We start from the raw sequence: 12,494 nt of genomic DNA, 5'->3' as shown, positions 1-12,494 counted from the left end.
GCGCAACTCCGCGCGGTTCGGCGTGATGAGGCTCGCGCCGCGATAGCGCTCCCAGTCGTCGCCCTTGGGATCGACGAGCACCGCCTTGCCCGCGGCGCGCGCCTTCGCGATCATCTGCGTGACGTGCGTGAGGCCGCCCTTGGCGTAGTCGGAGAGCAGAATCACGTCGTGCGTGGGCAGCAGCGCGTCGAAACGCGCGAGGCNGGCGAGCAGGATCTCGTGCGCGGGCGTGTTTTCGAAGTCCACGCGCAACAGCTGTTGCTGGCGCGACAGCACGCGCAGCTTGATGGTGGTCGGCAACGCGGGATCGCGCTCGAGATACGCGTTCACGTTGCTTTCGTCGAGCAGCTCGACGATGCGCTCGCCGGGCTCGTCGTGGCCCACCACGCACAGGAGGCCCGCATGCGCGCCGAGCGCCGCGGCGTTGCGCGCGACGTTCGCGGCGCCGCCCAGGCGGTCTTCCTTGCGCTTCACATGCACGACCGGCACCGGCGCTTCCGGCGAGATACGGTTGACGTCGCCGAACCAGTAGCGGTCGAGCATGACGTCGCCCACCACCAGCACGCGCGAGGTCGCGAGCTTTTCGCGTGGCACGACGCGCACTTCGGGTGCGATGGCCGCGGCAAGCGCGGCGACGGGTGCGCCTTCAGGCTGCGGAGTTTGCGAGATTGACATGGGGCCGCCCAATCGAATGATAGTCAATGCCGAGCTCCGCCATGGCGTCGGGCTCGTAAAGGTTGCGTCCGTCGAAGATCCGCGGCGCCTTGAGCACCTTCTTCAAATGCGCGAAATCAGGCGCCTTGAAGGCGGTCCATTCGGTGACGATCACCAGCGCGTCGTCCTGGCTCGATGCGAACATGAGCCGAGCGTCGAGCACAAGCTTCCGTGCGCGTACTGTTCCGTCGGCTTCATGATGAGACATCAAAGACGCCGCCAGCAGTGCTCGCGACGAGTTAATCAACCTCCATGAAGCCGATGAGATCGCGATCAGCTGGCTCGGCTCTGCCAAGGCGAAACGGTGCCTCGACTCGAACGAAGACGGGAATTGTATATGCAGCGAGATCAAAGTGTGCGTTCCCAAATGCGAATTGGTCACACAGCAATCCAACGCCCGCACAATTTCAGAGAAATTCCACGATGTCAAGCGGACAAACATTTTTAGTTGAAGACGCGAAGGCAGCGTCTCAGTTCAGGGACTTACGCGGCACCGCTTCTTTACCATCTAAGCCTCAACGATCTCGTGATTGAAATCCGTTGCATCAGCGATGCGACCAGCAGGTCAGTATGCCCGCGATACTCGGGAAAGCGCGAACACAGCAATTAACTCAAGAAAGCGACGAACCTCTATATGGCGCGTTTCCTCATCGATTCCGGCTAGAGCGAACGACTCCACTCAACGCTAAAAGCAGCGAGCAACGTGATTCCCCGCGCAACGCGGCATCGCTCGGAGACTTTCCACGAGATGCTCCGCTCTATCCGGTATCACCTAGGCGCGCCCCCTCGAAGGCACGTGTCGCGCAGCGTGTGTTCGCGGGAGATTTTGCCGGTACACTGCCTGTTCGCCCGAACTTGTCATCCACTTCTCTTCTAGCAGCACCACTCTCGCGCACGTGATTTTCAACGACCACTCAGCGGCAAGCGCGCCGAACCCCGTTTCACGCGCTCAGTCGCTTCACATCGCCGTCGTCTGCAACACCGCATGGGCGATATACACCTACCGCCGGGGTCTCCTGCTTGCGCTGACACAAAGCGGCGCACGTGTCACCGTGATCGCGCCGCGCGACCGCACGTTCGAGCCGCTCGCCGCCATGGGCTGCCGCTGTGTCGAACTGCCAGTGGCCTCGAAGGGCACGAATCCGCTCGACGACCTGCGCACGCTCGTGGCGCTCTATCGCCACTATCGCGCGCTCAAGCCGGGCGTCGTGTTCCACTACACGATCAAGCCGAACATCTATGGATCGATTGCCGCCTGGCTCGCGCGCACGCCTTCGGTGGCGGTCACAACAGGCCTCGGCTACGTGTTCATCCAGAAGAGCCGCGCCGCGCAGGTCGCCAAGCGCTTGTATCGTTTCGCGTTCCGCTTCCCTCGCGAAGTCTGGTTCCTCAATCGCGACGACGAAGCCGCCTTCAAGGATGGCAATCTCCTCGCGCATCCCGAACGCGCGAGGCTGCTGCACGGGGAAGGCGTCGATCTCGACGATTTCCCCTTCACGTCGCTGCCCGAGCGCGCACAATTTGCGTTCGTTCTGATCGGCCGGCTGCTATGGGACAAGGGCGTGGGCGAGTACGTCGAGGCCGCACGCACGCTGCGCGCGCGCTATCCGCACGCACGCTTCCAGCTGCTCGGCCCGGTGGGCGTGGACAACCCGAGCGCGATCTCGCGGGAAGAAGTCGCCGCCTGGGAACGCGAAGGCGTGATCGAATATCTGGGCGAAACGGCCGATGTGCGCCCTTTTATCGCCGATGCGGATTGCGTCGTGCTGCCCTCGTACCGCGAGGGCGTGCCGCGCACGCTGATGGAAGCGAGTGCGATGGGCCGCCCGATCGTGGCCACCAACGTGCCCGGCTGCCGCGAAGTGGTTACCGACGGCGTGAACGGCCTGCTGTGCGAAGCGCGTAACGCCGCCTCGCTATCCGCCAGCCTCGCGCGGATGCTGGACCTCGACGGGCCGGCGCGCGCCGCCATGGCCGGACGGGGCCGGAAAAAAATCGAGAAAGAATTCGATGAGCGCGTTGTGGTACAACGCTACCGGGAACTGATCCGGGAAATCACCGGGTCGACTTTTTGATCGAGTCTGGATTTCACGGGAACGAACACGGCATGACTGCGACGAACTCAAAGGGCACCATCCTCGTCACCGGCGGCGCGGGCTATATCGGCTCGCATACCTGCGTCGAGCTGCTCAATGGCGGCTATGAGGTGGTCGCCATCGACAATCTCGTGAACAGCAGCAGCGAATCGCTCAAGCGCGTCGAGCAGATCAGCGGCAAGCCCGTGGCGTTCTACGAAGCCGACGTGCGCGACGCCGCCGCCCTCTCGCGTATTTTCGAAGCGCACCGCATCACCGGCGTGATCCATTTCGCGGCGCTCAAGGCCGTGGGCGAATCGGTGGCGAAGCCGATCGAGTATTACCGCAACAACGTCGACGGCCTGCTCGTGGTGCTCGACGTCATGCGCCAGCACGGCGTGAAGCAGTTCGTGTTCAGCTCTTCGGCCACCGTGTACGGCATGCCAGAACGCTCGCCGATCGACGAGACGTTTCCGCTCTCGGCAACGAATCCCTACGGCCAGTCGAAGCTCATCGCCGAGCAGATTCTGCGCGACGTCACGATCTCGGACCCGGAGTGGCGCATTGCCGTGCTGCGCTATTTCAATCCGGTGGGTGCGCATGAAAGCGGGCTGATCGGCGAGGATCCGGCGGGCATTCCGAACAACCTCATGCCATACGTTGCGCAAGTGGCCGTGGGCAAACTCGCAAAGCTGCGCGTGTTCGGCGGCGACTACCCGACCCCGGACGGCACGGGCGTGCGCGACTATATTCACGTGGTCGATCTCGCGAAGGGCCACCTCAAGGCGCTCGATGCGCTTGCCTCGCGTGGCGAAGGCCTCGTCGTTAATCTAGGCACGGGGCGCGGCTATAGCGTGCTGGAAGTCGTGAAGGCGTTCGAACAGGCCTCAGGGCGGCCGGTGCCCTATGAGATCGTGGCGCGCCGGCCCGGCGACATCGCCGAGTGCTATGCGAACCCGGTCGCGGCGGAAAACGTCATCGGCTGGAAGGCGGAGTTCGGGATCGAGCGCATGTGCGTGGATCACTGGCGCTGGCAGGAGAAGAATCCGCGGGGGTTTGAGTAAGGCTGAATGCAGCCGCACTGCTTTTCGGGCAGGCGCGGCTGCAAAGGATGACACGAGCGCAGTACCTCGGCGCGACGCGACGGTAGCTGGCAGAATGCCCGCCGCTTTCAGGCGGCGTCGCTATCGGACAACATCCAGTGCAAGGTGTCGTAGAGTGTCGGCGCATCGAGCTGCCCGATGGCGCTCAACAGCTTGTGGTTATCGCCGCACTGCGATTTCACCTCGTGATCACGCACAAAGTTGGGATTGGTCCGCGCTTCGATATCGTGACCGGTGATCGTGGACATTGTCTGCAGCACGTGCGTGAGCGTGACCGCATGGCCCGAACACACGTTGAACACTTCGCCGACTGGCGCCTTCTCGAGCAGCCTGCAATACACATCAGCCACCCAGCGCACATCGGAGAAGTCGCGAGCCACATCGCGATTGCCCAGCTCGATGACCGGCGCGCGCCGACGGAAGTGATCCGCCATCTTCGCAACAAGAAAGCTCAGCGACTGGCCAACGCCGATGCAATTGAACGGGCGCACCGTGATGATCGGCAACCGGTCCGTCCAGAGTTGCGCCATGTATTCGAGCGCGACCTTGCTCACGGCGTAGTCGTTCGCGGGGTGATACGGCGCCGTCTCCGGGATCGGCAGGCCTAGCGGGCCCGCGCCATAAATGTTCGCGCTGCTTGCAAGCAGCACCGCCGAAGGTTTCTTTTCGCCCGCGGCGAGCGCCTCGAGCAGATTGCGCGATCCCACGACGTTGGTCGCGTAAATTTCCCCTGGATTGCCGTGCCCGACGAACGAGATGGCGGCCAGATGCACGACCCAGTCCGGACGCACACGCGCCACCACCTCTGCGAGCCCCGCGCGGTCCTGAAGATCGCACGCGTACACGTCAGGTTTGGGCTCATCACAGCGTCGTACGAGACTCGAAATCTGATGGCCGCGCGCGCGCAATGCCTGAGCAACATAACGCCCGGTGAAGCCCTCGGCTCCTGTAATCAGCACTGAAGCCATCAGAACGACGTCCCCTTCTTGTTACGCGCGACATCCGCTTCGACCATCATCTGGCACAGTGTTTCAAGTGACGTTTTCGGCGCCCAGCCAAGCTCGTCGTGCGCCTTTTGTGCATCGCCGATGAGCAGATCGACTTCGGCCGGACGATAGAACGTAGGATTCACGCGCACGATCGTCTTGCCGCTCTTGCGATCACGTCCGATTTCGTTTTCCGCGGTGCCTTGCCATTCGATCTCGATGCCAAGACACTTCGCCGCTGCGTTGACGAAATCGCGCACGCTTACCGTGCGGTTGGTTGCGAGCACATAAGTATCGGGCTGATCGGCCTGCAACATGCGCCACATCCCTTCCACGTATTCCTTCGCGTAGCCCCAGTCGCGCTGTGCGTCGAGGTTGCCGAGTTCGAGCACGTCGAGCTGGCCGAGGCTGATTTTCGCTAGCGAATCGGTGATCTTGCGCGTCACGAACTCGCGGCCGCGCAGCGGCGATTCGTGATTGAAGAGAATGCCGCTCGACGCAAACATGTCGTAGCTTTCACGGTAATTCACCGTGATCCAGTGCGCGTAGAGCTTGGCGACGCCGTACGGGCTGCGTGGGTAGAACGGCGTCGATTCCGTCTGAGGAATAGCCTGTACCTTGCCGAACATCTCCGACGTGCTGGCTTGATAGAAGCGCGCCTTCGGATGGATGATGCGCAGCGCCTCGAGCAGATTCAGCGCGCCGACTCCGGTCACCTGCGCGGTGAGCGCCGGCTGCTCGAACGACACGCCAACGAAGCTTTGCGCAGCGAGGTTATAGACCTCGTCGGGCTGCGCACGCTCCATCAGGCGAATACAGCTGCCCGCGTCCAGCAGATCGTGCTCGACGAGGCGCAGATTTTGATGATGCGCGACGCCAAGCTCTTCGAGACGCCAGAAGTTGACGGAACTCGTCCGGCGATAAGTGCCGTGGACGACGTAGCCCTTTTCTAGAAGCTGCTCCGTCAGATAGGCACCGTCCTGGCCGGTAATGCCAGTAATGATTGCTGATTTCACGATGTTCTTTCCCTCAAGTATGCGAATGATGCCATGCGCAGGTTCTTCGTGAGCGGTTTTGAAACATCGATTAATCCGAGATTCAAATTGCGGCGCGCAGGTTCATCATCGGCGCCCTTTTGCCCATGGGCGAATCGAAGTGCCTTGCAAAATTCTGATTGCTCACCTTGCCCGCACGGCGGCCAAGCGCATTCGGAGCGCTTGAGCCTTCCCGCGTCCGCATATTATTTATTCTTGTGCAGCTTGCTCTCGGGAGGTGCGATCCTGGAGCGCGCGCAGGCTTATGTCAAGCTCGACGGGCATTCGCCCCCTTATTTGAGCACGCTATCCGTCCTGACGTGCGCATTTTTTGGGGAAAACGCGAGCGGGGAGAATGTGTGCGTACAATGGTAGGTTTCCCGTCATACTTCGTAACCGAGAGGGTGCGAATTGGGGACGTAATGCGGGAGACGTAGTCAGTCCCGCCCTTACCGACAAGAGCAGTGTAGCGATGCAGACAGCAGTGAAGATTGACTCCCGACGCACCGAGCCCGGCGACTGGCTGACCGCGGCTTTCCTGCTTGGCTTTCCCTCTATTGCAATGCTCGTGCAGGGCGCCTCGAGCGCCGTATCGATCGGCGCGGGTGTCATAGCCCTGGTGGCGTTGTGCTGGCGGCCGGCTGGCGCGCCGTATGGCTACACGCGTCCCGACCGTCTCGGGCTGGCGTTGTGCATTGCACTGTGCGCCCCTGTTGCCGCCGTGGCGCTCAGCACGCTCTCGCACGACCATCCATTGCTCCGCACCTGGGATTCGCCCTCGCGGTTCCTGCTTGCAGTCCCGATCTTTCTCGCGCTGCGGCGCGCGCCGCTGCGGACCTTCGCCTGGGCGGACCTCTCCTTTACGCTGGGGGCGCTCTCCTCGCTCGTGATCGCGGTCATCCTGCCGCGCGATTGGGGCGACGGACGCATCGGCAGCGCGTTCCTGAACCCGATCCATTTCGGCGATCTCGCAGTCGCGCTCGGCGTGCTGTCGGCGATTGCGCTGAACTGGTGGCGCAAGGACTCGACGTTCATGCGTGCGCTCAAGTTCGCGGGCCTGTTTGCCGGCCTTGCCGCTTCGCTGCTGTCGGGCTCGCGTGGTGGCTGGGCTGCGATCCCTCTCGTTGCCGTACTGATCGTGTGGGAACTCGGCCGCGGGAAGCCACTTCACTGGAAGGTGCTGATGCCGGTGACTGTCGCGCTGCTGCTCGGGCTTGTGTACGGGCTCTCGGGGACAGTACGCGAGCGCGTTGGCGACGTGTCATCCGACCTAACGCAATACGCGCAGGGCCACCGCGACACGTCGGTTGGCATCCGCCTGCAACTCTATGAGGCAGCGTCCACGCTGATCGCCGAACATCCGGTGCTGGGCCTCGGTGGCGACGGGTTCCGCGACAAGATGACCTCGATGGCTCAAAAAGGCGCGCTCACTCCCAAGGCGGCGGCGTTTGGCGAAGGCGAAGTGCACAATCAGTTGCTCGCCTACATGGCCAACTACGGCATTGTGGGCGGACTCGCGCTGCTCGCGATCTACATTGTGCCCGCGGTCTTTTTCGCGGCGAAGCTCAAGTCCGAATCGAGGACAACGCGGCGCACGGCGCTCATGGGCCTGTCCTTTGTCCTGATGTTTTTCGTCTTTGGGCTGACCGTCGAGACGTTCGACCTGAAGAGCACGGTGTCTTTCTACGCAACCATGCTGGCCGTCCTCGCGGCGATTACGGAACGGTCGGATGTTAAATCCGAGTGGTTGTAGGGCGAACTGTCTGGAGTTTTGTATCAGTTTGGTTTTGGGCAGTTTGCGCTTTGCAAAAGCCCACGACTACCTCGGTGATATTTTCGACTGAAATTTCATCGATCTTACCCACGGTGAAATTGCTCTCAACATTGGGCAGGCACGCACGCGCCGGTCGGGCCGACACCCTCTCGAAACGGCAGCGCCGAGCCTACCGAGCGCCGAAGTTCGGCCTATGGGCGCTAGTCGCCTGCAGCAACAACGTAGACCAGTCGTCGAACCGGCGTTGTCTGACGCTCCCATCTACAGCGACAAGAATCTGGAAGCCACATCTTGTAGCAGTCTTGTCGTGCGCAATTTCAAGCATCGGTTCGATTGGGCCCAAGCCCTTTGTCATGGCGAAAGCCAGCGCGAGCCGCTCCCGACTCCGCTGCATTTGCGGAGAGCGTTCATTCCTCCGGTGGCCCATGATCGATCAGTATCTTGCCACCCACAAAACAAAAACCGCCCGAAGGCGGCTTTGCCCGGATATTCAATCGACCTATTGCCTGTTGAGTATTTTCCTGACACTGCGCAGGGGGGCGGTCACCATCCAGCTGTGCGAGTGCTCCATGCTGGAGATTCGTTCCCGCGTCGAAGCCAGTTCTATATCGAGTTGGGCAACTCGATTTCTAGCATCGTCCAGAGCTTCCTTGGGCACCATTTTGGAGATTTGTTCCTGCGTCGAAGCCAGCTCTATTTCGAGTTGGGCAACCCGATTTCTGGCATCGTCCAGAGCTTCCTTGGGCACCATTTCAGGCGCCGGCGGCACAATTGCGGGAGGATGAGCGGTCGCGTAGTCGAGCTCGTTGGTCTGGCGGATGTCTGCAAGACGGTTAAGGCGGCTCGTCAAGGCAGCTTCGTCGAACCCAGCTACGAGGTCCATAAATTGCCAACTCGTCAGATGCCGGAACTGCACGTCATGCGCGTGTTTCTCGTCCCGGAAATCCAAGTAGCTGCCTTCGTTCACGGCGTAGACGTACGGGAAGATCTCTAGCAGGCGCGCTCGGAACGCGGGGAGCGACATGTGGCGCCATAGATTGAGCGCGACGTGGTTCATCTCGAGTGTGACGATCGGCCGGTATCTGGCCAGCGTCCGCGCAGCTCCCTCCAGAACATCAAGCTCGTACCCTTCAACGTCGATCTTGATCAGGTCCAAACGATCGAGACCTAGGGTATCAAAAACACCGTCAAGCTTGTGCAGTTTCACAGCCTGGCGGAAGTGAAACCCATCGTTAATGCTGTGTGCGCTGACGACGAAGGAGCCGGACAGATTGTTCGGATTGCCCTGCATGACCACCTCCCCCTCAGCATTGCCAAGAGCGAAGTTGAACGTGCTGACATTTTGATACCCGGCGCTTGCCAGATTGCTTTCGAGAAGCCTGAAGGCCCCCGGCACCGGCTCGATTGCGGCGACCTTACCGCGCGCCGCCAACTGGCCGAAAAGAATGCCGGTCAAGCCAACGTTCGCGCCGATGTCGAGAATCCTGGAGTCGTCGCTACTGAGGCACTGCAGAAGTGCGGTCGTATTTGGCTCGAACCGCACGCCCAGATGCTTCCAGTAGTCCTGGTCAGCAGATATCGAATAATGCTTGGCCCCGATGGCAATGTCTTGCTGTGTCACGAATAGATCCTTCAAAAGGTTTTCATCTATTACGCATGCCTACCACTAGGTAAGGCGGGAACATCGTGACATCAGCAAGATTCCGGGTCAATACCCCGTGTACGCCTCGCTCGGCGAGACAGAGTGCATCACGACAATGCTCTTGCCTCGCGGCAACACATAATAGTGACTGTATGTAGACCAACCGTTTCTGCCCGAGTGAGACCGCTAAAATTGTGCCGCCCTCAACCCACACGCCTATCGATGCTCCGGTGTTGTTCGTAGAAGTAAGAGGTGACGGCTCCAACGCTATCGTCGGCGAATAACTCTATCGGTCTATACGGCATGCAGTAGTCGTTTGCAACGTCCGCGCGAATCAGAATCGTTGCGGCATATCCATGACCAAACCATCGGTCGTGCCCAAGCCGGGCACCACGATTGCCAGTATTTAGGGGGGCCTTTTCAGTCATTGCCAACAAGGGGACGGGGACACCGCAGTTTCCCCCTCTCAAGCCACTCATTACCTAAAGTTACAAGCCTGCGATTTTGTTGCAGCTTATTACATCCGCGTTACAAGAACTGCTTCGAAACGTTAGAATGCGAATCAGGTTTACGTTGATCGAGGCGGCAAGAAGTGAATACAGCAACGTCGGCTGGAGTTGTCATCTGGCTCACCGGCATGTCCGGAGCGGGCAAGTCGACCGTCGCGCGCGCGTTGGTCAGTCGACTGCAAACGTTTGCCTTTCGAGCGACGATGCTCGATGGCGACGTGCTGCGTACGGGCCTCAATTCAGATCTTGGTTTTAGCGCCGCAGAGCGCACGGAAAATCTCAGGCGCGTGGCCCATGTGGCGGCGCTGTTTTGCAATGAGGGGTTTATAGCCGTCACGGCGACCATTTCTCCCGAGCCCGAGCACCGGGAAAATGCACGGCGCATCGTTGGCGACTCTGCGTTTGTTGAAGTGTTTGTCGACACGCCGCTCGAAGTTTGCGAAAAGCGCGACCCCAAAGGGCTATATCAACGCGCCCGCCGCGGTGAGATCGCACAGTTCACTGGTATCGCTTCACCCTATCACGCGCCGGCTCATCCCGATCTCACACTGCACACGCAAGACAATTCGGTCGAAACTTGTGTCGACCATATCGTCGATTACCTGGTGCGCGACCGCCAATTTGCGATTGGCCGCGTCAGAGAACGATCGCTCAAGGTCGCCAATCTTCGCGCGGGCATCGGTGGAAAATAAGCAATGTCCGGCGAGGCGCTTTTGCGGCTTCGCTTCCGGTATCAGCCAGCGGCTCTCACCGACGTTCCACTCACACTTTGGAGCTTCGACACGCTCGACGGTTGGTACTCGGGCACCCAGCGCCGGAGGTCTCGGCGCACTTCGTCGTCGCCAGGGACCCGGTGCTGCATCAGCCACGGCAACAGTTCGTCCAGCAGATTGACCGGCACCTCGCGCGCCCGCGCGATGCGCAGCTTCGGGTGCGCCGTACGCGCGGTCATTTCGTCATCGGCCAGCAACTCCTCATAGAGTTTCTCGCCGGGACGCAAGCCACTGAACTCGATACGGATCTGATCTTCGGCAAAGCCATAAAGACGGATCAGGTCACGCGCCAGATCGACAATCTTGACGGGCTTGCCCATGTCGAGAATGAAGATCTCGCCGCCCTGCCCCATGCTCGATGCCTGAAGCACGAGCTGCGCCGCCTCGGGAATCGTCATGAAAAAGCGGGTTATCTCGGGATGCGTGACGGTCACGGGACCGCCCCTCGCAATCTGCTGCTGAAACTTCGGGATGACACTCCCCGCGCTACCCAGTACGTTTCCAAAGCGAACAGTCTCGAACTGTGTGCGTTCGCTCGTCTGCTGCAGCGCCTGGCACGCCATCTCGGCGAGGCGCTTGCTCGCGCCCATGACGTTGGTCGGATTCACGGCCTTGTCAGTCGAGATCAGCACGAAATGGCGCACGTTGTTGCGAATCGCCGCGGTCGCGACGCGATACGTGCCAAGTACATTGTTGCGCAAGGCCTGCCATGCGTTGAGTTCCTCCATCAACGGCACATGCTTGTATGCCGCCGCGTGGAAGACGATATGCGGGGCGTAACGCGACATGACGTGGTCGAGCAGCAGCGAGTCCTTCGCATCGCCGATGAACGAGATCATCGCCTGGTCGGGAAAGCGCTCACGGATCTCTTCGGTGAGGCGGTAGATCGCGTACTCGGACAAGTCAAACGCGATGAGCTGTGCGGGCTGGAACTTCAGGATCTGGCGGCAGAGTTCGGAGCCAATCGAGCCACCCGCGCCCGTGACCATCACCACGCGGTCTCGCAGCAGCGCCTCGACGTGGGCGGTGTCGATGTTGACCGCTTCACGGCCAAGAAGGTCTTCCAGGTCGATCTGGCGAATCTGGGAAAGGAAACCCTGGCTAGGCATCAGGGCCGTGAGGGAAGGCAAGACCATCGCCTTGACGCCAAGGCGCACGCAGAGCGTAGCGAGGCGTCGCTGCGTCTCCATGGGCGCGGACGGGATCGCGATGATCACATGCTCGACCTTGAGCGTCTCCGTCCAGTGCGCGATCTCATCGATCGTGCCGAGGACCTTGTAGCCATAGATCTCGCGGCCCCGCTTCGCGACGTCGTCGTCGAGCAGACCGACCAGGCGCCATTCACCCGAGCGCGACAACTCACGCGCGAGGCTCGCGCCCGCGCCCCCCGCACCGAGGATAAGCACAGGTTTACCGCGACCGACAAGGCCGCCGTACAGATAGAACTCTTTACTGGCCCGATAGATCGCTCGCGCGCCGCCCATCGCGAGGAACAGCAGCATCGGCGTAAGCAGGAGGACTGAGCGTGGAATGATCGGTTTCGGCTGAAACATGACCGCGCCGATCATCACGACGAGCGCACCGACCACGATCGCCTTCGCGATGCGCATCAGATCGGGCAGGCTCGCGAATACCCACAAGCCACGGTACAAGCCGAAGGTGCGAAACATCGCGCCGTAGACGGGAAGGACCCAGAAGAGCGCAACGCATGCGCCCTTAAAAAAGGGACCCGGAATTTCACCGTTGAAGCGGACGACGTACGCGACGAGCCATGCCGCCACTGCGGCCAGCATGTCGAAGAAGAAAACACCGAACGACAACCAAGATGCCTTGGATCGCAACATTGGCGGCAAACCTCGAAATTATTTCGCGTCAGATTCTGGG

At 60.9% G+C, this 12,494-nt stretch carries 9 protein-coding genes and 1 pseudogene; 4 read left to right on the top strand and 6 right to left on the bottom strand.

The window, feature by feature from the left end; genetic code table 11:
• Both A3CW_RS0102520 and A3CW_RS0102515 read right to left on the bottom strand, forming a co-directional pair.
• On the bottom strand, positions 1-675 hold a 675-nt coding region (locus tag A3CW_RS0102520; RefSeq protein ID WP_081771491.1), incomplete at its 3' end, for a PfkB family carbohydrate kinase.
• Positions 647-868, bottom strand: a pseudogene (locus tag A3CW_RS0102515) (UDP binding domain-containing protein); the annotation flags it as partial. The pseudogene A3CW_RS0102515 and the gene A3CW_RS0102520, both read right to left, overlap by 29 nt.
• A gap of 745 nt (positions 869-1,613) precedes the next feature.
• On the opposite strand from A3CW_RS0102515, the gene A3CW_RS0102510 reads away from it, so the two are divergent.
• Together A3CW_RS0102510 and galE are read left to right on the top strand one after the other, a co-directional pair.
• Positions 1,614-2,789, top strand: a complete 1,176-nt coding sequence (locus A3CW_RS0102510; RefSeq protein WP_407669685.1) for a glycosyltransferase family 4 protein — start codon at positions 1,614-1,616, stop codon at positions 2,787-2,789.
• 32 nt (positions 2,790-2,821) lie between these two features.
• On the top strand, positions 2,822-3,853 hold the full coding sequence (gene galE / locus A3CW_RS0102505; RefSeq protein ID WP_028202158.1) for a UDP-glucose 4-epimerase GalE: 1,032 nt from the start codon (positions 2,822-2,824) through the stop codon (positions 3,851-3,853).
• A gap of 107 nt (positions 3,854-3,960) precedes the next feature.
• Here the strand turns inward: galE and A3CW_RS0102500 are convergent, their stop codons facing one another.
• Positions 3,961-4,860, bottom strand: a complete 900-nt coding sequence (locus A3CW_RS0102500; RefSeq protein WP_028202157.1) for an NAD-dependent epimerase/dehydratase family protein — start codon at positions 4,858-4,860, stop codon at positions 3,961-3,963.
• On the bottom strand, positions 4,860-5,894 hold the full coding sequence (gmd, locus tag A3CW_RS0102495) for a GDP-mannose 4,6-dehydratase (RefSeq protein ID WP_028202156.1): 1,035 nt from the start codon (positions 5,892-5,894) through the stop codon (positions 4,860-4,862). The genes A3CW_RS0102500 and gmd overlap by 1 nt, the downstream gene beginning before the upstream one ends.
• Before the next feature lie 502 nt (positions 5,895-6,396).
• Between gmd and A3CW_RS44960 the strand changes: the two genes are divergently transcribed.
• Positions 6,397-7,665 (top strand): O-antigen ligase family protein, encoded by a 1,269-nt coding sequence (locus A3CW_RS44960; protein ID WP_245623517.1) that lies wholly within the window; start codon positions 6,397-6,399, stop codon positions 7,663-7,665.
• A gap of 520 nt (positions 7,666-8,185) precedes the next feature.
• On the opposite strand, the gene A3CW_RS50045 is transcribed toward A3CW_RS44960, so the two are convergent.
• Positions 8,186-9,307 (bottom strand): FkbM family methyltransferase, encoded by a 1,122-nt coding sequence (locus A3CW_RS50045; protein WP_161782928.1) that lies wholly within the window; start codon positions 9,305-9,307, stop codon positions 8,186-8,188.
• A gap of 613 nt (positions 9,308-9,920) precedes the next feature.
• On the opposite strand from A3CW_RS50045, the gene cysC reads away from it, so the two are divergent.
• Entirely contained in the window at positions 9,921-10,529 is a 609-nt protein-coding gene (cysC, locus tag A3CW_RS44950; protein WP_245623516.1) for an adenylyl-sulfate kinase, read from the top strand.
• Between the two features lie 41 nt (positions 10,530-10,570).
• Here cysC and A3CW_RS0102470 read toward each other — a convergent pair whose 3' ends face one another.
• Entirely contained in the window at positions 10,571-12,454 is a 1,884-nt protein-coding gene (locus A3CW_RS0102470; RefSeq protein ID WP_028202154.1) for a polysaccharide biosynthesis protein, read from the bottom strand.
• Between the last annotated feature and the right edge of the window lie 40 nt (positions 12,455-12,494).

It is taken from the genome of Paraburkholderia nodosa DSM 21604 (genome assembly GCF_000519185.1).
Lineage (GTDB): Bacteria > Pseudomonadota > Gammaproteobacteria > Burkholderiales > Burkholderiaceae > Paraburkholderia > Paraburkholderia nodosa.
The sequence above is the reverse complement of the archived record's forward strand: the minus strand, read 5'-3'. Positions and strand labels throughout refer to the sequence as shown.

Excerpts from the sequence above, each read along its gene's own strand:
- galE (WP_028202158.1), top strand. The coding sequence starts at position 2,822 with ATGACTGCGACGAACTCAAAGGGCACCATCCTCGTCACCGGCGGCGCG.
- A3CW_RS0102470 (WP_028202154.1), bottom strand. The coding sequence starts at position 12,454 with ATGTTGCGATCCAAGGCATCTTGGTTGTCGTTCGGTGTTTTCTTCTTC.
- A3CW_RS0102500 (WP_028202157.1), bottom strand. The coding sequence starts at position 4,860 with ATGGCTTCAGTGCTGATTACAGGAGCCGAGGGCTTCACCGGGCGTTAT.